Source organism: Streptomyces sp. XD-27 (assembly GCF_030553055.1).
Taxonomy (GTDB): Bacteria; Actinomycetota; Actinomycetes; order Streptomycetales; family Streptomycetaceae; genus Streptomyces.
The window spans coordinates 4331100-4355040 of the sequence record NZ_CP130713.1; the positions used below are offsets into that span (position 1 = coordinate 4331100).

Sequence of the window (23941 nt, forward strand, 5' to 3'; positions counted from 1 at the left end):
GTTTCGCGGCATGCGGAATCACCGCCGCCGGCGATGTGAATTCAGGCCGGTGGACGGTCGCGCGTGAAGGTTGGTCTTGCCTTCAGAGATCATCTTGGATCACTCGGAAGCTCACCAAACGTGATCGTGAGGGGGCTCACAGGGCGATCCGGGCGTCGATCCGGCGGCCACCGGGAGGCTACTCGGCGGCCACTCGGAGGCCGCCTCGACGCGGTCGCGGGTGCTCGTCTACAGCGTGACGTCTTCGGGCAGTTCGATGCCGAAGTCGTCGTCCAGCACCCGCCGCACCTCCGCGGGGCCGGCCAGTTCCCGCTCCTCGCGCGTACCGTCGGCGCGCGTGGTCACCAGGGCGCGTCCGGTGAGGGCGAGGTGCGCCTCGGGGGTGGTGCGCTGGACGTAGAGGGCCTGCCGGAAGGGGGAGCGGGGGTTCGTCGCCATGTGCCAGTTGATGACCTCGTAGTCACCGGGCTCGAACGGCTCCCGGGTGAAGGCGTATTGATCGGCCCACGCGTCGCCCTCGAACGCCTGGAGCACCCACAGGTGCTCCAGGCCGTGGTGCGGCTCGCGGACCAGGCGGTGCGTCCGCCCGCCGTCGCGGACCTCCGTGCCGGCCTCCAGCGGGACGGCTTCGAGCAGTCCGCCGACGTGGCCGAATCCGACGTCGGCGAGGTACCGCCGCGCCTCGCCCGGCACGTCCACCAGCAGAAGCATGTGCGTACGCGGGCGGACGGCGCCCCGCGCGCCGACGCGGACGCGCGCGGTGAGGCGGGTGACGCCGAAGCCGAGCGCTTCGAGGACGGCGGCGAAGAGGGTGTTGTGCTCGTAGCAGTAGCCGCCGCGGCGGCCGCGGACGAGCTTGGCCTCGAGGTCCGGCAGCGCGAGGGAGGGCGCGGAGCCGAGGACGGCCTGGACGTTCTCGAACGGGATGCCCTGGACGTGCGCCCGATGCACCGACCGCAGCGTCTGCGCGCTCGCCTCGCGCCTGCCCGACCAGCCGACACGCGCCAGATACGCGTCGAGGTCGAGCCGCGGCGGCTCGGCGGAGGGGCGGGCGGGGGTGGTGCCGTCGGTCGTCGGTGCGGTGGTGTCGGTCATGTCCCGACCGTATGCAAGGCAGCCGGCGAGCGCGTCGGGCCGGGGGGCGGGCCGCTTGGTCCGCAGGGCCTAGGACTCAGCGGAGCGGGCGTCTGCCGCCGCGGCGGACGCGGGCGCCGAGCAGGGCCATCGCGACGACGAAGACGCACACGCCGATGACCAGCAGGTAGAGCAGACCGTCCACGACCGCGCCGATCAGGCCGAGCACCATGGCCACCAGGAGCAGCAACAGCACGAGCGTCATGGCGTGGCCTCCCCGGTCAGCGGCGGGCCAGCCGCCGCTCGCCGCCGGCGCCCGCCTGGTACGGCAGTTCGTAGTGCTTGAAGACCGCCGGCTCGTCCTCCGCCGGCAGCACGCCGTCGGTGTCGATCCACGGCGCGTCCTTCACCAGCTGCCTGCTGTAGGGCACCTTCAGATAGCCCGGGCCCACGGTGGCCTCGGCGAGGGGGACGAACACGAGCCGGCGCCGGGTCGGCAGGCCGACCGTCACGGTCGCGAACGAGGGCTGGTCGGTGGCGGTGTCGACATAGATCGACTCCAGCGTGCCGATCTTGTGGCGGCCCTCGTCCACCACGTCGTGGTCGCGCCACTCCCGGATGTCCTCCACCTCGAACACCGCTGCCCTCCAGCCGTCGGCTGTCTCCATCGTCCTCCGGGGGCCGCCGGGCGGCCAGCCGAGCCGACGGGGGGTGCCGGAGTACGCTGGCAGGAACGAGGCATCCCGTCTCGCCGGGGGGTCCTGCGCGGCCGTGCGGATGCGGTCCGCGGTCCGAAGGATGTGAGTCCCGTGGTCACCTTCCTCACCGTGGTCGTGATCCTCGTGGCGATCGTGCTCGGCATGCTCCTGATCCACCGGCTCAACGCCCAGGCGGCCGGCCGGGCGGAGGGCTTCCGCCACCGCTGGCTCGGCGGTCGCTCCGGTGCGCCGAGGCCGGGCCGGCGCCGCCCCCGTATGTGAGGGGAACCGGGCCCCCGAGGCCGTACGTCCACGATCACGGAATCGGCGTACGGACACGCCGACGTACGGACACGGCGAAGGCGGGGCGATGGCGCACCGGTTGCTCTATCTCGTACGGCACGGCGAGTACGTGTCGGACCGGGACGACCCGCTCGACGAGGGCACCCTCACCGAGAACGGCAGGCGCCAGTCCCGGCTGGTCGCGGAGCGGCTGCGGCAGGTGCCGTTCACGGCCGTCCACCACAGCACGGAGCGCAGGGCCGCCCAGACGGCCGCGCTGATCACGGCGGAGCTGCCGGGGGTACCGGTGCACCCGTCGGACCTGCTGCGGGAGTGCATCCCGGCGATCCCGGAACCGGAGGCGGTGACACCGGCGCAGACCGCGTTCTTCGACGGGCTGCCGCCGGAGTCGCTCGACGAGGGGCCGCGGCAGGCGGCCGCGGCCCTCCGGCGCTACGCGGGCCCGGTCACGGACGACGGCGAGGGAGACGGTGACCGGTCCGCCGGGCCCGAGCTCGTCGTCAGCCACGGGAACCTCATCAACTGGTTCGTCTGCCACGCCCTCGGCGGTCCCGCGTCCGGCTGGCTGCGGCTCCTGGACTACCACTGCGCCGTGACGGTCATCCTCTACCGCTCGGACGGCCCGGCGAAGCTCGTCACCTACAACGACGCCTCGCACCTGCCGCCCGAGCTGCGGGGCACCGACTACCCCGTGGACTGGCGCATCTGACGTCTTCTCGGTCCCGGTCGGCGCGGGTGCCGGCCGGCTCAGATCCCGTGCACGGCCGCCACCGTGAACGGACGCTCCGGGGTCCCCGGTCCCATCGGGCCGCCCTTGTCGAACTGCGAACGGACCACCAGGAGCCGTCCGTCCTGGCGGACCAGCGTCGTCGGCGTCTGGAGGGACGGGTCGGTGAGCCGCCGTTCCAGGCGGGCCCTGCCGCCGTCCGGTGAGATCCGCCAGCGGCTGATGGTGTTGCTGCGGTTGTGCGCGGCCCAGAGGGTGCCGTGCCGGAGCTCGAGGCCGTCGGCGTGGGTCAGGTCCGCGCCGTGCAGGGTGACCCTGCGGACCGAGCCCGTGGCGATGCCGAGGCGGTAGAGGTCGCCGCCGGTCATGTCCACGGCCAGCACGTACCGTCCCGCCGGGTCGACGACGAGCCCGTTGAGCGTGAAGGCGTCCGGCTGGTGCGGATCGACCATGCCGCTCAGGTCGAAGCCGTCCCGGAGCCGGGCGCGGCCGCCGTCCGCCACCGCCTGCCGTACCTGCGCGGGCGTCACCCGGTAGACCGTGGCGCGGCGGCTGTCGGTGAGGTACGCGGTGCCGTCCGGGCCGATGGCGACGTCGTTGACCCACGCGCCGTCCGCCACCGGGGCGTCGAAGCGGGCGACGAGGCGGCGGCCGTGTACGTCGTACAGCGAGACGCCCGCCTGGTCGACCACCCACAGCCGGCCGGCCCGGTCCACCTTCAGGCCGCCCGCCGTGGTGCGGCCGTCGGTGCCGGAGGGCAGGAAGATCTCCGCGTCGGTCCGACCCGGAGTGATCCTGTAGACGGCGCCGGTGGTGAACGACGAGACGTACAGCTCGCCGGTGCGCGGATCGGCGCCGATTCCCTCGGGGTAGACCCGGTCGCCGGGCAGGACGTGGGCGGTGGAGACGCGGGCGGCGCAGGCCTGGGCGGCGGGGCGCGGCTCGGGCTGCGCCGCCCGCGCCGCCGGCGCCAGGGCGGCCAGGGCCGCCAGGGCGAGACCTGCGGCGGCGGAGCGGCGGCGGGGACGTCGGGGGACACGAGGCATGGGGTGCTCTCCCTAGCTCTCAAGCTCTCAAGCGATCAGGTGAGCCGTAACGATAGTAAGAACTCTAATCATCGACAAGGTTCATATGTTCGTTAGGGTGGGAATGGCTCAATACGATGCGAAGATGACGATGCCCACCTCCGAACGCCTCGGCTTCTACGTCAAGCGCACCGAGCAGGCCCTCAACGCGACCAAGCACGCCGCGCTGAAGCCGGCCGGGCTGACGGTGCCGCAGTACGCCGCGCTGCTGTGCCTCTCGGAGAACCCCGGGATCTCGGCCGCCGCCCTGGCCCGCGCCTGCGCCGTCACCCCGCCCACCATGAACACGGTGCTCAAGAACCTTCAGGAGCGCGGGCTGGTCGAGCGCACCCCGCACGCCTGGCACGGAAACGTCCTGGAGACCCGCCTCACCGAGCAGGGGCGGACGGTGATGGCGGACGCGGACGCCCGCGCGGTACGCGTCGAACGCGCCCTCGCCGCCGAGTTCAGCGACGAGGAGCGGGACACCCTGCTCGCGCTGCTCGGCCGCTGTGTGGACGTCCTGGAGGCGGTCCGGCCCACCGCCGGCTCCTGACCGGCCTGTCGGTATCTCAGCCCGTCGTCGCCGACGCCCCGCGGTACTCCTGCGGGCTGACCCCGCGTACCCGCTTGAAGGCCGTGCTCAACGCGAACGCGCTGCCGTAGCCCACCCGTCGGGCCACGGCCTCCAGCGTGCTGTCCGGCTCGCGCAGCAGATCCGCCGCCAGCGCGAGCCGCCAGCCGGTCAGATAGCCCATCGGCGGCTCGCCGACCAGCTCCGTGAAGCGCCGGGCCAGGGCGGCGCGCGAGACGCCCGCGCGCGCCGCGAGCCCGGCGACCGTCCAGGGGTGTGCCGGGTCGTCGTGCAGCAGCCGCAGCGCCCGGCCCACCACCGGGTCGCCCTGTGCCGCGTACCAGGCCGGAGCCGCCGCTTCCGGGCGCGCGAACCAGGCCCGCAGCGCCGCGATGAGCAGCAGGTCCAGCAGCCGGTCGAGGAAGACCTCCTGACCCGGCCGGTCCCGTGCGATCTCCTCTTCGAGCAGCGCGGTCAGGCCCGAGTCCCAGGCGTCGCGCGGCAGCACCAGCAGCGCGGGCAGCACCCCGAGCAGCCGCCGGCTGATCTCGCCGCCCACCCGGTACGTGCCGATGAGCAGCACCGTCTCTCCCCCAGCGCGGCCTCCCCCGGACTCCGTCCGGGAGGTGCCCCCAGGAGGTGCCCCCACCGGACCGTCCCCCCACGTCCGCACGCCCAGGTCCATCGCCTCGCACAGCTCCGCGCCGTCCGGGGTGGTGGAGCGCCCGTCGGGATGGATCACGGCGCGCGGCGGGGTGGCCGGGTCGTCGGCGAAGCCGTAAGGGTCGGGGCCGCGCATGACCGCGACGTCGCCGGGACCCATCCGCCGCGGCTCGCCGCGCTCCGGAAGGGCCCACGCCGTGCCGCGCGCCACCGTCACCAGGGTCAGCGGCGCCCGGTCCTCGACCCGTATGGACCAGGGCGGATCCATGATCGCCCGGAGCAGGAACGCCCCGCGGGCCCTGGGCCCGTCGAGCAGGCCCGCGAGTACGTCCATGCGCCCAGCCCCCCGTCAACAAAGCGCGCCCGCGGCAGAGCGTCAGCCCCGCCGCGGGCGGCACGGTTCGTCAGTCGGCGTCGGTCAGCCCTTGAGGCGGGCCATCCACGCCTCGATGTCGTCGGCGGTGCGCGGCAGCCCGTCCGACAGGTTCCGGTTGCCGTCCTCCGTGACCAGGATGTCGTCCTCGATGCGGACGCCGATGCCCCGGTACTCCTCCGGCACCGTCACGTCGTCCGCCTGGAAGTACAGGCCCGGCTCGACCGTGAGGCACATGCCCGGCTCCAGGACGCCGTCCGCGTACGTCTCGCGGCGGGCGACCGCGCAGTCGTGCACGTCCAGACCGAGCATGTGGCCCGTACCGTGCAGCGTCCAGCGGCGCTGGAGGCCCAGCTCCAGGACCTTCTCCACGTCGAGGTCGCCGAGCAGGCCCCACTCCACGAGCCGGGTGGCCAGCACGCGCTGCGCCGCCTCGTGGAAGTCGAGGTACCGCGCGCCGGGCCGGACCGCCGCGATGCCGGCCTCCTGCGCCTCGTACACCGCGTCGTAGATCCTGCGCTGGAGCGCGGTGAAGCGGCCGTTGATCGGCAGGGTGCGGGTGACGTCCGCCGTGTAGAGGCTGGTGGTCTCCACGCCCGCGTCCAGCAGCAGCAGCTCGCCGGAGCGGACCGCGCCGTCGTTGCGCACCCAGTGCAGGGTGGTCGCGTGCGGGCCCGCGGCGCAGATGGAGCCGTAGCCGACGTCGTTGCCCTCGACGCGCGCCCGGAGGAAGAACGTTCCTTCGATGTAGCGCTCGGAGGTGGCCTCGGCCCTGTCGAGGACCTTCACGACGTCCTCGAACCCGCGCACGGTGGAGTCGACGGCCGCCTGGAGCTGGCCGATCTCCCACTCGTCCTTGACCAGGCGCAGCTCGCTGAGGAAGCCGCGCAGCTCCTCGTCGCGCTCCGCGGTGACCTTGTCGGTGAGGGCCGCCTCGATCCCGGCGTCGTGGCCGCGCACGGCGCGGACCGGGCCGGTCGCGGCGCGGAGCGCGTCGGCGACCTCGCGCACGTCCTTGCAGGGCATGCCCAGCAGCTGCTCGGCCTCGGCCAGGCTGTGGCGGCGGCCGACCCACAGCTCGCCCTGGCCGTCGAGCCAGAACTCGCCGTTCTCGCGGTTGGAGCGCGGCAGCAGGTAGAGGGTCGCCTCGTGCCCCTCGGCGCCGGTCGGCTCCAGGACGAGCACGCCGTCCTGGGTCTGGTCGCCGGTGAGGTACACGTACTCGGTGGCGGCGCGGAAGCCGTACTCGGTGTCGTTCGAGCGGGTCCGCAGGTTGCCCGCGGGGATCACCAGGCGCTCGCCGGGGAAGCGCGCGGAGAGCGCGGCGCGGCGGCGGGCGGTGTGCGCGGCCTGCTCGATCGGCCGCAGGTCGCGCAGCTCGGTGTCGGCCCAGCCGGTCTTCATGTTCGCGGCGAGCTCGTCGGAGACGCCCGCGTACAGGCCGTTCTTCCGCTGCTTGATGGGCGCCTCGGTCTCCGGGGTCTCCGGGATCTCCGCGGTCGGCTCCTCGGTCACGTCATCCTCCTCGAACTGGACCCGGTCCATCGTAGGTGGCGCAGGCGGGCGACCGTGAGATGTGTGAAGTATCCGGCAATCCACCGCCAGGTCTTGAGGTCCGCGGCGCGGTGTCGCACGCGGGGCCGAGCGGCGAGGCGCCTGACTCAGTCGAACCGGGCGGCGAGCAGGATGACGTCGTCGGTGCGGTCGATGGCGGCGAGCCCGTCGGGCAGCACCGTGCGCAGCACATGGTCCACGAGAGCGTCCGGATCCTGCCGTACGACCCGCGGCGCGCCGGCCGCGGCCGCGTGCAGCCGGGCGAACGCGCGGTCCATCTCGTCTCCGGTGCGGTGCAGCAGCCCGTCGCTGTACAAGAGGAGCGTTTCTCCCGCGGCGGGCTCGATCTCCATGCTCGGGGCCTCCCAGCAGGAGAGCATGCCGAGCGGTGCCGACAGGGAGGTCTCGACGAACTCGGTCCGGTGCTCACCGACGATCAGCGGCGGGCAGTGCCCGGCCCCGGCCAGCACGATCCTGAGGCCGCCGGCCGAGCCCGGGGGCGCCTCGAGGGGCTCGCAGTACGCGAACAGGGCGGTGGCGGTACGGGCCGGCTCGGTGAGGCGGAGCAGCATCTCCAGGTCGGAGAGCACGGCCACCGGGTCCTCGCCCTCCATCACGGCGTACGCGCGCAAGGAAGCCCGCAGGCGCCCCATCGCGGCGACGGCACCGGGGCCGGAACCGGAGACGGAGCCGATGGCGAGGCCCAGCGCGCCCTCGGGCAGGGACAGCGCGTCGTACCAGTCGCCGCCGCCGTCCGGGCCGGTCCGGTGCCGGACGGCGAGGCGGACCCCGGGGACCCGGGGCAGCCGGGCGGGCAGCAGCTCCTGGTGGAGGGTGGCGGCGGCGTCGCGGGCGCGGGTGAGTTCGACCAGCCGGGCGACGTGCTCGGCGGCGTGCCGGCAGTAGAGGCCGAGCAGGTGGCGCTGCCGCTCGAAGGGTTCGGTGGGCTCGTCGTAGAGCCAGACGGCCGCACCGAGGCGGCCGGCGGGCGCGGCGAGCCGGCCGACGGGAGCGCCGCCCTCGTCGGTGGGCTCGCCGAGCGGATCCAGCGGGACGGCGTAACTGGCGGCGTAACCGAGGCGGGTCGCGACCTCGCGGTGCCGGGGGTCGAGACCGGCCTCCCGGGCGAGGTCGGGATGGACGACCTCGGGGCGCGGGGCGTGCGCCTCGGGCAGCCCGTCGAGCAGATGGGCGGCGCTGGCGGTGCCGCGCGGGATCGTCTCGATGTACCCGAGGTCGGCCCGGCCGAGGCCGAGGCCGACGGTGGTGACGGGCCCGAGGCCGTCGGCGGGTTCGAGCGTGACCAGTCCGCGGCGGGCGCCGACGAGGGCGGCTCCGGCGCGGAGGAGTTCGTGGAGGGCGCTGTCCAGGCTGCGGGTGCGCGTCAGCCGTTCGGTGAGTTCGTGGAGCGTGGTGAGGTCGGAGACCCAGCCCGCCAGGCGGTCCAGGACGACGGCGTTGGGCGGGGGCAGCGGCGCGGGGGCGGCGGGGTCGGCAGTGTGCGAGGGGGAGGGGAGCGAGGGATCGATTCCAGCCACTTTCGGCGGATGCGGGACGCTCATGGGGTGCTGCCTCTTCGGCACGTGACCACGCGCCCTACCGACCGGTGCATATCACTCCATAGCATTGCAAACCCCCTGTAGTGCTGCGCCGCTATACGTCTCCAGATGTACACGCACCAGCGACGCGATGTCCAGCATTGTCCCGTTGGGTTTGTTGGTGTCCGTGGGGAATCGAAGTTGGCCGAAAATTGGTTGGAGCGCTCCCCTTTTGCGGTCGACTGGCGTCCTTCGACAGCGCGTCATATCCGCCCTGGTGGGTACGTATTCGGAGAAGGGAAGCGGCAGTTGGAGCCGCCCTGGAACCCCAGGGCCGGAGCCGGCGTCCTAGTCAGTGACGGCCGCGCCCATCCCCGAGTGGCGGGGAGAGCACACAGGAGACGGCAAGCGCCATGCGCACGCCACCCCCCGCCACGTTCCACGCTCGGCCTGCGACGTGATGCGCTGCCTTGTACGCGCGGTGACTAGCGATCAGCGTGGCGTGACGATCCGAACAGTCCAGGGACGCGTCGCGTACTGCCACGTAGTGCCACACAGTGTCATGCGAAAGCCCAGCAATGCCCGTAGTGCCCAGCAATGCCCAGCAATGCGCGGTGTTACAGCGGTGCCCGGTGGGTCGGCAGCGCCCGGCGGTGCGCGGCGGTGCCTGTAATGCGCAGTGCGATGTAGTGCCCTGTAGTGCGATGGATACGGCCCTCGGCGTTCACGGAAAGGACGAGCGCTCATGCGCGAGATCCCCGGAAGGCGACGCAAGTTCTCGTTCATGCGACACGGCGGGAGTCCGGCGCTGCTCCGCGCGGCGCTCACCTGCGCCACCGAGTGGCGGTGGCCCGTGCTCCCCGGAGTGGGGATGCGGACCGGCGCCGGCGGCCGCGCGGGGGAGTGCGGCTGCCCGCACCAGGACTGCGTGGTGCCGGGCGCCCACCCGTTCGACCCCGGGCTGCTCGCGGCGACCACCGACGCCCGCATGATCCGCTGGTGGTGGTCGAACCGCCCGGCCGCGCCGGTCCTGCTCGCGACCGGGGGCCGGGCGCCCTGCGCCGTGAGTCTGCCCGCCGTCGCGGGGGCGCGGGCGCTGGCCGCGTTCGACGCCGCGCGGGTGCGGGTCGGCCCGGTGATCGCGACGCCGACCCGGTGGTCCCTGCTGGTGGCCCCGTACGACCTCGAAGAGCTCGGCGAGCTCCTGCACCGCCAGGACTGGGTGCCCAGCTCGCTGCGGTTCCACGGCGACGGCGGCTATGTGGCGCTGCCGCCGTCCGAGACGGGCGCCGGGCGGGTGCGCTGGGAGCGGGCGCCGCTGCGGCGTGCGCCCGGCCCGTGGCTGCCGCATGTGGCGACGGTGGTGGACGCGCTGGTCGAGGCGAGCGCGAACGCACCGGACGGGGGCAGCAGGCTCGCGTACTGAGGCCGGTCGGTCGGCGGCTGGTCGGTTGGTCGGCCGGTCGGCGGGTCCTGCGGGTCGGCGGGTCGGCGGGTCGTGCGGGTGTCGGCTGTCCCGCGGTTCGTGTGACCGCGGCCCCGCGTACTGAGGCGTGTGCGGAGGCACGCTCTGAGGCGCGGTGCCCGGCGAGCGAACCGGAGCGCAGCTGCTCCGCGGTCCGGAGGCGAGGCGGTCGCTCACTCGTTTGGGCGCAAGCCGCCCGGTGAAACGTCGCCAAACGGGTGCGCGGCCCGCCGTAATGCGGTTTCCTGCCCGCTATGTTGCGGCTCACCGGACAGCGTTCCGCTCCGGCGAGTCGTGGAGGGGCTCATGCACCGTACGTCCCGGTTCCGGTCCCAGGCGCCGCCCCGCATCTCGTCCGAGGCGTCGTCCGAGGCGCCGCTCTGGACGTCTTCGCGGTTGCCGTCGCGGGTGCGGATGTGCGTCCTGCTGGGTGTGGTGCTGCTCGCCGCCTCCTTGCCCCTGGTGGGTGCGGCCGCGGGGTCGGCGGATCGGGAGAACCGTCGTCGCGATCGCGAAGAGCGTCCCCGCGACCGAAAGGATCTTGACAAAGGCGGTCCCCATGTAGCCCCGGACATTGGCCGAGACCTTTCGGCTGGTCCGGACTTTCATCGCCGCGCGGGCTTCACCTCGGCCGCCTGCGGCCCCGAACTCGCTTCACCCGAAGGGGTGGAGGCGCAGACCTGTGTGATGCGCCGGGGCGGCGACACATGGGCGCGTACGTACTACCGCAACGCGACAGACGCGCCCTTGGCGCTCGTTCTCACTTTTATGCGCCCCGACGGCCTGACCCGGCAGGTGCACTGCGCGGTGGCGCCCGACGATGCTCCGGGGGCGTGCGACACGCCCTGGGAACCGGGGATCGGCCGCGTGGCGTCCGCAGTGGTGGGCGCCGGGGCGGTGGCGGAAGTGACCTCGCCCCAGGGGCGGTTGCTGCTTCGCTCGGGGAGCAACCCGCCGCCGGGCATGGAAACGCCCGGTCGCTGGCGACGGGGGATGCACCAGCGACCGGGCTTCTAGAACCGTAACAAGAGATTGGCGGTTAGCAAATTCGATCGCGGAATTCCGGACGCTCAATTCCCTCGGATCGGTGGGGTTGTGAGCAGTGTCACGCCCACGCGCGGCATGCGCGGGCGCGACACCGCCTCCAAGGCGTCCGGCTCGCGACGGCCGGCTGCGGCTGCGACTTCGGAACCGGTGCGACTCGCGACGGGCACGGCACCGGACCGGTGCGGCTCGCCACGGGTACGGCCCGGGGTCCAGCGGCCGCGATCAGCTCAGCGTGATCTGGCGGTTGGTGAGGCCGCCGCGCGACCGGCGCTCCTCCGGCGTCAGCGGCGACTCCACGGCGAGCGCCTCCGCGAGCCGCTCCGCGAACTCGGCGGCCGGCTTCTCCACGTCCTCCGCGCGCATCGCGGTCGGCAGGTCCCACACCGGCACCGTGAGGCCGTGCGCGCGGAAGGAGCCGACGAGGCGGGTGCCCTCGCCCAGCGCGGACGTACCGGCGGCGTGCAGCCGGGCGAGCGCGTCCAGGAGCTTCTCCTCCGGGTGCGCCATGACCCAGCGCAGGTGGTTCTTCTCCGGGGCCTCGCACCAGTACGCGGCCTCGACGCCGGTGAGGCGGGCGGTGGGGGTCGCGGCGGCGTTCGCCCGCTCCAGCGAGGCGGCGACCTCGCCGGTGGCGGCGTCCGCGTCCTCCAGCCAGAACTCGAAGCCCTCGTGGACGGTCGGGGTGAACGGCGCCTCCGGGTCCAGCAGATCCTGCAGCCGCGGCCCGTCCGTGCCCGCGCGGGCCGCGGCGACCGGCGTGCCGGGCTCGGCGGCCAGCGCGCGCTGGAGCGTGTCCGCCAGGTCGCGGCTGAGGTCGCCGGAAGCGGTGTCGTTCTGCAGGCCGAGCAGCACGGCCCCGTTGTCGCGGCGCAGCGCGGGCCAGGCCATCGGCAGGACGGTCGCGAGCGTGACGGACGGGACGCCCTCCGGCAGGCCGCCCTTCAGGTGCAGTTCGGCGGTCGCGGCGGGCACCAGCTCGCGCAGCGCCACCCAGTCGCACTCGCCGGCCAGCCCCTCGAAGGGGCGGTGGACCAGTTCCGTCACGGCGTGTGCGGCGGCCCGGCCGTGGCAGGCCTTGTAGCGGCGGCCGGAACCGCACGGGCAGGGCTCGCGGGCGCCCACGACCGGATAGGCGGCGTCGGCGGCTCCGGCGCTGACCCGTGCTCCTGCGGCCTTCGTCTGGGGGCGGCGCTTCTTGGCCATGGTGTGGCTGTCTCCCGGTCGGTACGGCTCGTGGCGGCTCGTACGGTCCATCAGATCCCGTACGGCAGGTACGGGACGGGAGCCTAGCCCTTTGGCCGAACCTCGTCGGTCAGGTCAGCCCGTCGAGATCCGCGAAACCGAGATCGGGTCCGTGGCCGGGTGCCGGATCGGGCCCGAGGCCGGGTGTCGGATCAGGCCCGTGGCCGGGTGCGCGACGGGAGCCGAGTCCGCTGTCGAGTCCGCCGTGTCCACTGTCGAGTCCGCCGTCGAGCCCCGCATCCTCCAGACCGCAGTCGAGTTCGGCGTCGAGCGCGGCGCCGCCGAAGTCGCCGCCGAGCTTCGCCGCGGAACCCGCTGCGGGATTCGCCCCGGAATGCCCCCTGGAATGCGCCCCGGACCGTGGGCCCGCTGAGAGCGTGACGCGCGTAGCGAACGCGTCGCGCGTGGACAGGACAGCCCACACCGTCACTTCGTCGGCGCTGTCCCGGACCCCCCAGTCCAGGGAGAGCGCGGTGATGATGTTGAGCCCCCGTCCGCCTCGGGCCGTGACGGAAGGAGTGGCCGGAACCGGTCTTGTCGGGCCGCCGCCGTCCGTGACCTCGACGGTGAGACGCGCGCGGTCGTCGACCCGCCAGGCGGCCCGGACGGCCCCGTGGCCGTTGCTCTCGGCGGGGAGCGGGCGGCCGTGCCGGCACGCGTTGCTCAGCAGTTCGGAAAGGATCAGTACGGCATCGTCTGTGACCGCATCGGGTACCCCGGTTCTCCGCAGATCGTCGCGCATCCGGCGCCTTGCCTGACCCACGCCGGCAGGACCGTGGGGAACGGCCATGCTCGACGACGTCGGCACTTCCTGTGCCACCACCAACGCCACCCCCGAGACCTCCTTTGCCCCACGCCACGGGTTGAATGCCCCGCCGTACTGGAGCGGAAACCGGCCACATGGCATCCGGTGACGCACTCGTCGCAATCGAATACGTACCGAACGCGCCGGTGCACTCCTTGTAATGGGCCGTATGAGGGCGCTATCAGCGGCCGAGTTGGGACAGGACCTGTTTGGGGCGGTTGGTGATGATTGCCGTGGCGCCGAGGCGGGTGCAGAGCTCGACATCCTCGGGCTCGTCGACGGTCCAGATGTGCACGCCGTGCCCCGCGCGCTGCCAGCGAGCGACGTACTCGGGGTGGTTCCGCGCGATCCGGATGCTCGGCCCCGCGATGCGCACGCCCGGCGGCAGCGCCCCGTCGCGGTGCCGCGGCAGGACGAACTGCATCAGATAGACGGTCGGGATGGCCGGGGCGGCGGCCTGCACGCGGTGCAGTGAGCGCGCGGAGAAGCTCATCACGCGCACCGCGGACGGCTCGCCCGCGGCCGGAGCGTCCAGGTCGAAACGGCGCAGCAGGGCCAGCAGCCGCTCTTCGACGCGGCCCGCCCAACGGGTCGGATGCTTGGTCTCGATGGCCAGCTCGACGCGGCGGCCCGCGTCGGCGACGAGCTCCAGCAGGCGCTCCAGGGTGAGGACCGAGGTGCTGTCGCGGTGGTCCCGGTCCGGTGCCTCGCGATCGGTGGACTGCCCCTTCCAGGAGCCGAAGTCGAGAGCGGCGAGGTCGGAGAGCTCGAGCGAGGAGACGGCGCCGCGGCCGTTGGAGGTGCGGTTGACGCGCCGGTCGTGGACGCAGACCAGATGCCCGTCGGCGGTCAGCCGTACATCGCATTCGAGGGCGTCGGCGCCGTCCTCGATCGCCTTGCGGTAGGCGGCGAGGGTGTGTTCGGGCGCGTCCTCGGAGGCGCCGCGGTGGGCGACGACGGAGACGGGGGACGGGCCGGGGAGCCGGTCCTGGTCCGGGCGCGCATAAGTCACCGCGTCATGGTGCCACCGCCCGGCCCGGGCCCGCGGAGAGGGGGGTAAGTTGCCCGGTTTGCCCGGCATGATTGGGTGGTTTATCCCGCATACATCGGGAACATGCCGCTTCGTCCGGGATAAGGGTCGGCGGGCCGGGGAGCCGCCCCTCCTTACGGTGGTCTGACGTGCCGTGGGAAAGGCTTGCGGGTGATGCTGCTCGTACGTGTCGTGGGCCGCTGTCCAGAATCTGTCGTGCACCTGAGGAGAAAGCTGTGAGCACCGAGAACCAGGGCCCCGCCGTCCCGTCCACGCCCGGACCGGACGCGGCGACTCAGGCGCCGGACCTCCAGCCCGAGACGGCCTCCGCGACGGGCGCGGAGGCCTCTGCACCCGGTGCGGAGGCCCGCACGACGGGTGCGGGGGAGGCGCCGACCGCGGAGCAGCCGACCGTCGAGGCCCGGCCGGCACCCGTGCCGGCGGCCCAGGCCCAGGCCCCGGCCCCGGCCCCGGCCCCGGCCCCGGCCGCGGCCGCGGCCGCAGGCGCTCCGCCCGCCGCGCCGCCCGAGGCTGTGGGGGCCTCGGGCGGCGCATGGTGGACGGAGGCAGGCGGCACGGGCGGCAGCGGGGAAGCAGCGGGCGCTGGCGGCACGGGCGGCGCGGGCGGTACCGGCGGCGCCGGAGGTGCAGGAACTCCTGGCGGCACGGGAGCCACCAGCGGTACCGGTGGCACGGGAGCGACCAGCGGTACCGGCGGTGCGGGAGCGACCAGCGGTACCGGCGGCATATGGGGCGCCCCGGCCGCGCCCGTCCCCCTTCTCCCCGACGCGCCCCCCGCGCCCCGTAAGCGCTCGGGTGGAGTCGTGGCCGCCGTACTGGCCGCCGTGCTCGTCGCGGGCGGCATCGGCGGCGGTATCGGCTACTGGGCCGCGGACCGGGACGACGCCACCGACTCCACCACCGTCTCCGCCCCAGCCGACCCCAAGGCGGAGAGCAGGGCGCCGGGTTCGGTGTCCGACATCGCGCGCAGGGCGCTGCCCAGCGTCGTGACGATCGAGGCGCAGGGCAGCAGCGGCGAGGGCGGCACCGGCACCGGCTTCGTGTACGACAAGCAGGGCCACATCCTCACCAACAACCACGTGGTGGCCTCGGCCGCCGACACCGGCAGGCTCACGGCGACGTTCTCCGACGGCAAGCGGTACGACGCGGAGGTCGTCGGCCGCGCCGAGGGGTACGACGTCGCGGTGATCAAGCTCAAGAACGCGTCCGGAGCCACGCTGAACCCGCTCCCCCTCGGGGACTCCGACACGGTCTCGGTCGGTGACGCGACGGTGGCGATCGGCGCGCCCTTCGGCCTCTCCGGCACCGTCACCACCGGCATCGTCAGCGCCAAGAACCGCCCGGTGGCCTCCAACGACGGCGGCGCCGGCAATTCCTCGTACATGAGCGCCCTGCAGACCGACGCCTCCATCAACCCCGGCAACTCCGGCGGCCCGCTGCTCAACGCCAACGGCGCCGTCATCGGCATCAACTCGGCGATCCAGTCGGCGGGCCCCGGCGGCGGCTTCGGCGGCGGGGCGCAGCAGTCCGGCAGCATCGGCCTGGGCTTCGCGATCCCGGTCAACCAGGCGAAGAACGTCGCCGAGCAGCTGATCAAGACCGGTACGCCCGTCTACCCCGTCATATCGGCGACCGTGACGATGAAGGACGGCGGCGGGGGCGCCAAGATCGCCCAGACCGCCACCGACGGCACCCCGGCCGTCATCCCCGACGGCCCCGCCGCCAAGGCGGGCCTCAAGCCCGGTGACGTGATCACCAAGCTGGACGACACGGTGATCGACAGCGGCCCGACCCTGATCAGTGAAATCTGGACCCACCGCCCGGGCGACAAGGTCACCCTCACCTACGAGCGCGACGGCAAGCAGCACACGGTCCAGCTGACCTTGGGCCAGCGCGAGGGCGACAGCTGACGCGCTAGGCTGATCCCCGCGATGCCCCGCGGGGCGGTCGCGGGGAGGGTTGCCCGAGCGGCCTAAGGGAACGGTCTTGAAAACCGTCGTGGCAGCGATGTCACCGTGGGTTCAAATCCCACACCCTCCGCCCAGGTCGGCGAACCTGCCGGCCAGAAAGGGGTGTCCCGGTTCCAGGGGCACCCCTTGCACGGATTTGGGCTGCGGTCGTCCGGCGAAGAGGGACGGTGACCCCGATATGGCCACGGCATATGAGCGCATTCGCGACGCTTTGCGCCAGGACATCCGCGGCGGGCGGCCGGCACCCGGCCAGAAGCTGCCTTCGGAGGTGAAGCTCTCCGAGCGGTTCAGGACGAGTGTGCCGACGGTCCAAAGGGCGCTCGCCGAGCTGGAGATCGAAGGGTTGATCGACAAGCGGCACGGTGTGGGGAACTTCGTCCGCGAGCCGCGGCGGCGCGTGCTGCGCGACAACTCGCGGCACCAGTGGGAGAAGGACCGGGCGCGTGAGCCCGAGACGACGCGGCTGGAGACCGGAGCCACGGAACACGACACCGGCCTGACCGCCTCTGACCTGGTCTTCCACGCCGAGTACCGCGAGGCGACGGCCGATGAGGACCTCGCCGCGGCCTTCGACGTGCCGGTGGGCACGAAGCTCCTTCAGCGGACGTACCGCACGCACTCCCGCGAGGAGGACGCCCCCTTCGACGTCGCGCACTCGTACCTGCTCCACGACCTGGTCGCGGCCAACCCCGACCTCCTGGACGCGACGAAGGAGCCGTGGCCGGGCGGCACGCAGAGCCAGCTCTTCACGGTCGGCATCGAGCTGGACCGCGTCGTCGAGCGGCTCACGGCCCGTCCCCCGACGTCCGAGGAGGCCGAGGAGCTCGGCATCCCGAGGGGCGTTTCGGTGATCGTCCTCCGCAAGACGTCGATCGACAGCGGAGGCCGGGTGGTCGAGGTCGCCGACGTGGCATTGCCCGGCGACCGCACCGAACTCGTCTTCACGACGCCCCTGGCCAGGTGGTGACGATGACCAACCTGATCTCCGTCATCACTGCGGTGCACGCGCCCGCCGCCGAGCATCTGCCCTCCGCGTACACGTCGCTGCTGGACCAGGAACTGCCCGACGGCTGGGACTGGCAGTGGGTCATCCAGGAGGACGGCGAGACCGACGCGGTCGCGCCGTACGTGCCCGATGACGCGCGCGTCAGCTTCGGCCAGGGCCGAGCGGGCCGCGCGGCGATGGCCCGCACCATGGCACTGTCCCGGGCCGAAGGCCAGTACGTGAAGGTGCTGGACGCCGACGACATGCTCACCGCGGGCGTACTGGCCCGCGACCTCCACGCGCTGGAGGAGAACCCGGGCATCGGATGGTCGACCTCACGCGTGCTGGACCTCCTGCCGGACGGCTCGACGGTCGGCTTCGACCAGGACCCGTCGCACGGAGTCATCGCGCGCGGCGCCGTGCTGGAGCACTGGAAGGCGCACAACTTCCGAGCTCAGGTCCACCCGGCGACCCTCTTCGTGCGCCGCGACCTGCTCCTGGCCCTCGGCGGCTGGATGGCGCTTCCCGCATCGGAGGACACGGGCCTGCTCCTGGCCCTGAGCGCGGTCAGCCGCGGCTGGTTCAACGCGGAGACGGGCCTGCTCTACCGAAAGTGGCCCGGCCAGGTCACCAGCCAGGCCGCACACGCCCAGGAAGGCGAGCGGGAGGCCCGGTTCGCGGTCGCGGAGGCCAGGGCCCGGGCCTTGGCCGCGCTGGAGAACTGGCGCTACGAAGGGCGCTGACCGCACGGGTTGGGATGCGCCGGTGGAGACACCGGCGCGGGCATTCGCAATTCTTCCAAGCAACCAGGTCTGCACACCCAGAAGGTTGGCCTCCTCGGCCGTAGCTTGCCGCGGCTCCGGCTGTTCGACCGCGTGAGCGACCACCAGCCTGATCTTCGTTCCGGGCGCGTGATTCGGGGCGTATAACTTGAACCGGAATATGTGTCGATGGAAACTGCTCGGCACGGAAGAAGATGATCAGCATGAGGACCCGTGTGGTGGCTGCCATGGCGGCGGCCATCCTGGCGGGCGGCGGGACCATCGTCGCCTGTGGTGGAGGAGGGGAATCGGGAGATAGTGGTTCGGGCGTCACGGAAGCCGATATGAGGGCCTGGCAAGAGGACTTTGTCGAGGACCCGGCGGTTGTGGCGGCGGAGGAGATGCTCGAGGGCGACACCAGTCAGGTGTGCGCCGAGGGCGGGGCCGAGGCGATCCAGGACGTCATTGACGATGCTCCGGATGCACCGTATGCCAATGCCGAACTCGAGAAGGCATTCCGTAGTCTGCGGGACGCGATCAAGGGCGCGTGTGCCCTGGACTCCGGTGACGTTGCCGATGCCTCGGATGCGTTTGCGAAGCTAGGTGATGCAGTGGAACAGTTCGGCGCCTTCGCTGACAAGGTCGACAAGAGATTCCCAGGTTTGAACCTACGTGACGAATTCGATCTCAGCGTGCAGGGCAATGACGGCTCCGGTGCCGCTGAGGAGTTTCCGCTACCGACAGAGGAGTCAATGGACTCGACTTCGGGGGATGGGCGCGACGACGTGACGCTCAAGTCCTGCCGGATCGGTGACCCCTACGGTCTCGGCGACTCGTACGCGATAGCCGACCTGTCGATCAAGAACAGCTCATCCAAGGTCTCGGACTATTCGGTGGAGATCGAAGTCACCGACGCGAAGACCGGAGACCGCAAGGCCACGATGTTCGCCAGCGCGTACAAGGTGGCCTCTGGCCAAACCGTGGACACCGGTAACGGCGATGGTGAGGAGGATACGGAAAGCAACCCCACACAGATCACTGGAACGATCAAGTGCTCAGTGCTCTCCGCGGACCGTACCGAATCCGCCGAGTAGGCAGTTCGGTGCTCCCAAGGAGCCCCGGACCAGCCCCGTCGGCCGCCCCTGCGTGTTCGTTTCGCGTCGCCGGAGCGGCACGTACGTACGAACTGAATCGTCACGCCTCGGGCCCCTTGGCCGCATCGTCGGCGCGCCGGGCCGCTGGGAACGTTCACTCGGAAGCAGCCGCCCTGGGGGTACGCGCCCTGCTGCTCGTGTCGCGCCGGCGGGTCGGGCAGCCCGGATGGGTGGTCTTCCGCGGGCGTGCGCGTGTGGCCGGGTGGGGGTCGGGCGGGAGCGATTACGTTGGGCGGGCCCAGGCAGCATCGCGGCCGGCCCCGACGGGCGTGAGGGTGGCGAGCAGCCGACCCGTTCAGTGAGCTTCGTCGTGGAGGTGCAGGTCGTGGAGGTCGCGGGATGGCACGTCGAGATCGAGTTCTACGAAGACGAGACGCATACCAAGGCGGCGGCCCTGTTGCGGCTTCGGGACGGCACGGAACTGCGGGCGCACGGCCGCGCCACACGCGATACGCGGGACGCCGCGGAGGCCCGCATCGGTGAGGAGCTCGCGGGTGCTCGGGCGCTGTCGGATCTCGCCGAGCAACTGACGGTCAAGGCCAATGCCGAGGTCAAGGAGTTGAAGAAGCAGGTCTGATGTCGGCTTTCGAGCCGGAAGGGGTGCCCGTGAGGTTGCGGGCACCCCTCCTTTTCTGCTCGTGGGAGTGGTCCCGGCACCCGGAGGGCGGCGTGAGGCGCGGGGGGCGGGGCGCGGTTGTGCTGGTGGTTTGAAATCAGTTGCTCATACGTGCGGGGTAATTGGGGCGCGCCGGAGGTTCGCCCGGGGCACCGCGGGCAGTCTGCTCTCGCGACGTCGCAGCACCGAGGCGCCACCCCAGCACCACGGCGCCGGTGCGGCCAACGAGAACTCGGGATGCGGACATGGGACGACAGGACGCGAAAGCTGTGGTGATGCGTTGATCGAATGGGACGGGTGAGGTCAGATGCGACTGCGCGGTGGTGCCCCGGTACCGCCGCGCAGTCGTGCGTGCCGCGGCCTCCTCCCCCTTCCCTTGGGGCGTCGGCCTCTTCTCTCTTCCCTTGACGGGCGCCGAGCATCTGACGGATAGTCAGAAAAGTTGCGGTCGGGAGCGAGCGAGCGGCGATCGGGGTGCCTCGGTGGCGTACGACGACTTCTACGAACGGCTGCGCGCCTACGAAGGCCGTGCCGCCGCCCTCGGCGGCCAGGGCAAGGACCCGGTCAACGAGCCGATGATCAGGCACTGGTGCGAGGCGATGGGGGACACCCACCCCGGCTATCCCGCCGTCGCGCCGCCCACCATGCTCCAGGTGTGGACGATGGGCGGCCTCTCGGGCCATGGCGACGCCCGCTCGGCCGCGTACGACGAGCTGTTGGCGCTGCTCGACGGTGCCGGGTTCACCGCCGTCGTCGCGACCGACTGCGAGCAGGAGTACCTGCGCCCGCTGCGACCCGGCGACCGGATCACCTTCGACGCCGTCATCGAGTCCGTGTCGCCGCGCAAGATCACCAAGCTGGGCGTCGGGCACTTCGTCACCACGCGGATGGAGGTGCGGGCGGCCGGGGAACTCGCCGGAACCCATCGGTTCCGCATCCTCAAGTACGCGCCCGCGGCCGCCCTACCCGGGCCCGCACGCTCAGCAGGGGCGGAGTCGGGGCGGGCGCGGGTGCGGCGCGTGCGGGTGTCGCCGTTCCCCGCCGGCCGCGCCCGGTCGTCAACCGCGACAACGCCGGATTCTGGGACGGCGTCGCCGACCACCGACTGCTCATCCAGCGCTGCACCGGCTGCGGGACGCTTCGGTTCCCCTGGCTCCCCGGCTGCGCCTCCTGCGGGTCGCCGTGCTGGGACACGGTGGCGGCGTCCGGGCGCGGCACGGTGTTCAGCTACGTCGTCATGCACCACCCGCCGTTCCCGGCGTTCGACCCGCCCTACGCCGTGGGCCTGATCGAGCTCGCCGAAGGCGTACGGATGATCAGCGGCATCGTCGGCGTGCTCTGCGCGGAGGTGCAGATAGGGATGAAGGTGGAATTGGAGTTCCGGAGTGTGGAGGAGGGGCTGGAGCTGCCCGTCTTCAGGGAGGTCGCATGACCGCGCGGTCCGGTCCGGGTGCCGGCCCGGGTGCCGGTTCGGATATCGGTTCGGATATCGGTTCGGGCGCCGGTTCGGGTGCCCGCTCGGTCGCGGTCCCGGGCGCCGTATCGGTCGGGTGCGAGCTGGTGCCGCTCGTCGTCCCCGTCACCCGCACCCTCATCGTCGCCGGTGCCCTCGCCTCCCGCGACTACCAGGACGTCCATCACGATGCCGAGGCCGCCCGGGAGAAGGGTTCGCCCGACATCTTCATGAACATCCTCACCACGGGCGGACTGGTCGGCCGGTACGTCACCGACTGGGCCGGGCCCGGCGCCGAGCTGCAGAAGCTGGCCATCCGGCTCGGCGCGCCCAACCACCCCGGCGACACCATGACCCTCACCGGGCGGGTCACCGCCCTCGCGGGCCGGACCGCCGAGGTCGCCGTGACCGGGACCAACCGGCTCGGCGACCACGTCACCGGGACGGCCACCATCCAGCTTCCGGCGTCCGAGCCGCCCGCGCCTTATGGGACCGAGCCGCCCGCGTCGTACAGGACCGAGGCGCCCTCATGAGCCTCCGGCGCGCGGACGCCCTCGGTGGGCGGGCCGCCATCGTCGGCATCGGTGCGACCGAGTTCTCCAAGGACTCCGGCCGCAGCGAGCTGAAACTCGCGGTCGAGGCCGTTCGCGCCGCCCTCGACGACGCCGGGCTCGCCCCCGCCGACGTCGACGGCCTCGTCACCTTCACCATGGACACGAGCCCGGAGATCACCGTCGCCCAGGCATGCGGCATCGGGGAGCTGTCGTTCTTCTCGCGCGTGCACTACGGCGGTGGCGCGGCCTGTGCCACCGTGCAGCAGGCCGCGCTCGCCGTCGCCGCCGGCGTCGCGGACGTCGTCGTCTGCTACCGCGCCTTCAACGAGCGCTCCGGCCGCCGCTTCGGCGCGGGCGTGCGGCACCGCGAACCGTCCGCCGAAGGCGTCGCGCTGGGCTGGGCGCTCCCCTTCGGGCTGCTCACCCCCGCCTCCTGGGTCGCCATGGCCGCCCAGCGCTACCTGCACACGTACGGGCTGACGCCCGAGGCGTTCGGGCACGTCGCGGTCACCGCCCGCCGGCACGCCGCCACCAACCCCGCCGCGTACTTCCACGGCAGGCCGATCAGCCTCGCCGACCATGCCGCCTCGCGCTGGATCGCCGAGCCGCTGCGGCTGCTGGACTGCTGCCAGGAGACCGACGGCGGACAGGCGGTCGTCGTCACCGGCGTCGAACGGGCCCGTACGCTCCGGCGCCCGCCCGCCGTCATCACCGCGGCCGCCCAGGGCGCGGGCCGCGCCCAGGAGCAGATGACCAGCTACTACCGCGACGACCTGACCGGCCTGCCCGAGATGGGCGTCGTCGCCCGGCAGCTGTGGCGGAACAGCGGGCTGGCGCCCGCCGACATCGACGTCGGCATCGTCTACGACCACTTCACGCCGTTCGTGCTGATGCAACTGGAGGAGTTCGGGTTCTGCGGGCCGGGCGAGGGCGCCGGGTTCGTCGCCGCCGACGCGCTGCCGCTCAACACGCATGGCGGGCAGCTGGGAGAGGCGTACCTGCACGGGATGAACGGCATCGCCGAAGCCGTGCGGCAGATCCGCGGTACGGCGGTCAACCAGGTGCCGGGCGCCCGGCGCGCCCTGGTCACCGCCGGCACCGGCGTACCGACCTCCGGGCTGATCCTCGGCGCCGACGGCTGAGACGGCTGAGACGGCTGAGACGGCTGAGACGGCTGAGACGGCTGAGACGGCGGAAAACGGCTGGGCGGGCGCTCGCGCGGACCGCTGGCGCAGACGGCTGAACCGGCCGCGTGTCCTGCGTGTCCGCCCCTCCCGGCCGCCCTTCGCCGCCTTCACTCGCCTGTATGGACCGACAAAAAAGGATCATCCGATATGCGGTCGGCCTGGTAGCGGCACTGTCCTGTCTGGCGGCAGGCGGCGTACCGCCCGAATCGGCCGCGGCCGCCGGAGCCGCCGGAGCCGCCGGAGTCGCCGAGCCCACCGCCGCCGAGCCCGCCGCCGTCGGGCCCGCCCTGCCCGACCCTCGGATCTACGGGGCCGACATCTTCCACGGCTGGGCCCTCGACACCTGCCACACTCCGAGCCTCGCCACCCTGCGCGCGTGGCGCAGCTCCCGCTACCGCGCCGTCGGCGTCTATTACGCCGGCCACGGCCGCGCCTGCCGCGAGCAGCCGCGGCTCACGCGCGCGTGGGCGTACGGCGCGCAGTCCCTCGGCTGGCGGCTGCTGCCGATCTACGTCGGCTCCCAGGCCCCGTGCGTCCGCGGCAAGGCCAAGCGGCACCCCAAGATCGGCGATGAGCCGTGGGAGCAGGGCCGCGCGGAGGGCCGGATCGCCGTGAAGCGCGCGAAGAGGCTCGGCCTGCGCAAGCGCAGCGCGCTCTACCTCGACATCGAGGCGTACAACACGGCCCGTACCCGCTGCGCCCGCACCACCCTCGCCTTCGTCCGCGGCTGGAACCGCGAGGTGCGCTCGCGCGGCTACTTCCCCGGCTTCTACAGCAGCGCCGACTCCGGCGTACGGCACCTGGAGAAGGCCCGTCGATCCGGCGTGCGGGATCTGCCGTCGGTGATGTGGTTCGCGCGCTGGACGAGAAGCCCCGCGCTGTACGGGGAGCCGACTCTGCGCGCTTCGGGCTGGTTCGCGCACCGCCGGATCCATCAGTACTCGGGGAACGTCAGCGAGAAGCACGGGGGCAAGCGGATGCGCATCGACCGGAACATGGTGGACGCGCCCGTGGCGATCCTCCGCTGAGGTCCGGCGTCCTCGGGGTCCGCTGAGGTCCGGCGTCCTCGGGCCCGCCGAGGTC

At 72.6% G+C, this 23941-nt stretch carries 22 protein-coding genes, 1 tRNA gene and 3 pseudogenes; 15 read left to right on the plus strand and 11 right to left on the minus strand.

Translation table 11 applies throughout. From position 1 onward, the window contains the following. Window positions 1-228: 228 nt before the first annotated feature. The 3 genes from Q3Y56_RS18505 to Q3Y56_RS18515 form a co-directional block, all read right to left on the minus strand. Window positions 229-1095: an arylamine N-acetyltransferase gene (locus Q3Y56_RS18505; RefSeq protein ID WP_304463021.1), complete on the minus strand. Its 867-nt coding sequence runs from the start codon at window positions 1093-1095 to the stop codon at window positions 229-231. Between the two features lie 76 nt (window positions 1096-1171). After that, complete coding sequence (locus Q3Y56_RS18510) at window positions 1172-1339, minus strand: hypothetical protein (protein WP_304463022.1); 168 nt, start codon at window positions 1337-1339, stop codon at window positions 1172-1174. 16 nt (window positions 1340-1355) lie between these two features. Next, window positions 1356-1712, minus strand: coding sequence for a PRC-barrel domain-containing protein (locus Q3Y56_RS18515; RefSeq protein ID WP_304465672.1), 357 nt, complete (start codon window positions 1710-1712; stop codon window positions 1356-1358). A gap of 171 nt (window positions 1713-1883) precedes the next feature. Here Q3Y56_RS18515 and Q3Y56_RS18520 point away from each other — a divergent pair, with 171 nt between their 5' ends. Both Q3Y56_RS18520 and Q3Y56_RS18525 read left to right on the plus strand, forming a co-directional pair. Beyond that, on the plus strand, window positions 1884-2054 hold the full coding sequence (locus Q3Y56_RS18520; protein ID WP_304463023.1) for a hypothetical protein: 171 nt from the start codon (window positions 1884-1886) through the stop codon (window positions 2052-2054). An 88-nt stretch (window positions 2055-2142) separates the two neighbouring features. Further along, complete coding sequence (locus tag Q3Y56_RS18525) at window positions 2143-2784, plus strand: histidine phosphatase family protein (protein ID WP_304463024.1); 642 nt, start codon at window positions 2143-2145, stop codon at window positions 2782-2784. A gap of 38 nt (window positions 2785-2822) precedes the next feature. On the opposite strand, the gene Q3Y56_RS18530 is transcribed toward Q3Y56_RS18525, so the two are convergent. Next, on the minus strand, window positions 2823-3848 hold the full coding sequence (locus Q3Y56_RS18530) for an SMP-30/gluconolactonase/LRE family protein (RefSeq protein WP_304463025.1): 1026 nt from the start codon (window positions 3846-3848) through the stop codon (window positions 2823-2825). A 124-nt stretch (window positions 3849-3972) separates the two neighbouring features. On the opposite strand from Q3Y56_RS18530, the gene Q3Y56_RS18535 reads away from it, so the two are divergent. Next, window positions 3973-4422, plus strand: coding sequence for a MarR family winged helix-turn-helix transcriptional regulator (locus Q3Y56_RS18535; protein WP_304463026.1), 450 nt, complete (start codon window positions 3973-3975; stop codon window positions 4420-4422). A 16-nt stretch (window positions 4423-4438) separates the two neighbouring features. Here the strand turns inward: Q3Y56_RS18535 and Q3Y56_RS18540 are convergent, their stop codons facing one another. The 3 genes from Q3Y56_RS18540 to Q3Y56_RS18550 form a co-directional block, all read right to left on the minus strand. Further along, complete coding sequence (locus Q3Y56_RS18540) at window positions 4439-5437, minus strand: AraC family transcriptional regulator (RefSeq protein ID WP_304463027.1); 999 nt, start codon at window positions 5435-5437, stop codon at window positions 4439-4441. 84 nt (window positions 5438-5521) lie between these two features. Next, window positions 5522-6991 (minus strand): aminopeptidase P family protein, encoded by a 1470-nt coding sequence (locus tag Q3Y56_RS18545; protein WP_304463028.1) that lies wholly within the window; start codon window positions 6989-6991, stop codon window positions 5522-5524. Between the two features lie 146 nt (window positions 6992-7137). Continuing rightward, window positions 7138-8592, minus strand: coding sequence for a PP2C family protein-serine/threonine phosphatase (locus Q3Y56_RS18550; protein WP_304463029.1), 1455 nt, complete (start codon window positions 8590-8592; stop codon window positions 7138-7140). Window positions 8593-9313: 721 nt separating this feature from the next. Here Q3Y56_RS18550 and Q3Y56_RS18555 point away from each other — a divergent pair. Both Q3Y56_RS18555 and Q3Y56_RS18560 read left to right on the plus strand, forming a co-directional pair. Next, complete coding sequence (locus Q3Y56_RS18555) at window positions 9314-9994, plus strand: bifunctional DNA primase/polymerase (RefSeq protein ID WP_304463030.1); 681 nt, start codon at window positions 9314-9316, stop codon at window positions 9992-9994. Between the two features lie 345 nt (window positions 9995-10339). Further along, the gene (locus Q3Y56_RS18560) at window positions 10340-11050 is read left to right on the plus strand and encodes a hypothetical protein (protein ID WP_304463031.1); all 711 of its coding nucleotides are present in this window, start codon (window positions 10340-10342) and stop codon (window positions 11048-11050) included. Window positions 11051-11302: 252 nt separating this feature from the next. On the opposite strand, the gene Q3Y56_RS18565 is transcribed toward Q3Y56_RS18560, so the two are convergent. From Q3Y56_RS18565 to Q3Y56_RS18575, 3 genes and pseudogenes are all read right to left on the minus strand, one after another. After that, window positions 11303-12283 (minus strand): DUF5926 family protein, encoded by a 981-nt coding sequence (locus Q3Y56_RS18565; protein WP_304465673.1) that lies wholly within the window; start codon window positions 12281-12283, stop codon window positions 11303-11305. Between the two features lie 445 nt (window positions 12284-12728). Further along, a pseudogene (locus Q3Y56_RS18570) lies at window positions 12729-13241 on the minus strand (ATP-binding protein); the annotation flags it as partial. A gap of 67 nt (window positions 13242-13308) precedes the next feature. Then, window positions 13309-14139: a glycerophosphodiester phosphodiesterase gene (locus tag Q3Y56_RS18575; RefSeq protein ID WP_304463032.1), complete on the minus strand. Its 831-nt coding sequence runs from the start codon at window positions 14137-14139 to the stop codon at window positions 13309-13311. Between the two features lie 452 nt (window positions 14140-14591). Between Q3Y56_RS18575 and Q3Y56_RS18580 the strand changes: the two genes are divergently transcribed. The 4 genes from Q3Y56_RS18580 (at window position 14592) to Q3Y56_RS18595 (ending at window position 17876) form a co-directional block, all read left to right on the plus strand. After that, complete coding sequence (locus Q3Y56_RS18580) at window positions 14592-16088, plus strand: S1C family serine protease (protein WP_304465674.1); 1497 nt, start codon at window positions 14592-14594, stop codon at window positions 16086-16088. Between the two features lie 43 nt (window positions 16089-16131). After that, a tRNA-Ser gene (locus Q3Y56_RS18585) sits at window positions 16132-16218 on the plus strand. 108 nt (window positions 16219-16326) lie between these two features. Next, window positions 16327-17115, plus strand: a complete 789-nt coding sequence (locus tag Q3Y56_RS18590) for a GntR family transcriptional regulator (protein ID WP_304463033.1) — start codon at window positions 16327-16329, stop codon at window positions 17113-17115. Window positions 17116-17117: 2 nt separating this feature from the next. Further along, complete coding sequence (locus tag Q3Y56_RS18595; RefSeq protein ID WP_304463034.1) at window positions 17118-17876, plus strand: glycosyltransferase family 2 protein; 759 nt, start codon at window positions 17118-17120, stop codon at window positions 17874-17876. 69 nt (window positions 17877-17945) lie between these two features. On the opposite strand, the pseudogene Q3Y56_RS18600 reads toward Q3Y56_RS18595, so the two are convergent. After that, window positions 17946-18032, minus strand: a pseudogene (locus Q3Y56_RS18600) (GntR family transcriptional regulator); the annotation flags it as partial. 101 nt (window positions 18033-18133) lie between these two features. Here Q3Y56_RS18600 and Q3Y56_RS18605 point away from each other — a divergent pair. The 6 genes and pseudogenes from Q3Y56_RS18605 to Q3Y56_RS18630 all read left to right on the plus strand — a co-directional run bounded on the left by Q3Y56_RS18605 (window position 18134) and on the right by Q3Y56_RS18630 (window position 23886). Next, entirely contained in the window at window positions 18134-18988 is an 855-nt protein-coding gene (locus Q3Y56_RS18605; protein ID WP_304463035.1) for a hypothetical protein, read from the plus strand. A gap of 370 nt (window positions 18989-19358) precedes the next feature. Beyond that, the gene (locus Q3Y56_RS18610; protein WP_304463036.1) at window positions 19359-19625 is read left to right on the plus strand and encodes a dsRBD fold-containing protein; all 267 of its coding nucleotides are present in this window, start codon (window positions 19359-19361) and stop codon (window positions 19623-19625) included. 521 nt (window positions 19626-20146) lie between these two features. Next, window positions 20147-21096: pseudogene (locus Q3Y56_RS18615) on the plus strand (bifunctional MaoC family dehydratase N-terminal/OB-fold nucleic acid binding domain-containing protein). A 125-nt stretch (window positions 21097-21221) separates the two neighbouring features. Continuing rightward, a complete protein-coding gene (locus tag Q3Y56_RS18620; protein WP_304465675.1) occupies window positions 21222-21650 on the plus strand; it encodes a MaoC family dehydratase in 429 nt (142 codons plus the stop codon). Further along, window positions 21647-22813, plus strand: a complete 1167-nt coding sequence (locus Q3Y56_RS18625; protein WP_304463037.1) for a lipid-transfer protein — start codon at window positions 21647-21649, stop codon at window positions 22811-22813. Before Q3Y56_RS18620 ends, Q3Y56_RS18625 begins: the two co-directional genes overlap by 4 nt. 164 nt (window positions 22814-22977) lie before the next feature. Further along, window positions 22978-23886 (plus strand): glycoside hydrolase domain-containing protein, encoded by a 909-nt coding sequence (locus Q3Y56_RS18630; protein ID WP_304463038.1) that lies wholly within the window; start codon window positions 22978-22980, stop codon window positions 23884-23886. The last annotated feature ends 55 nt before the right edge of the window (window positions 23887-23941 follow it).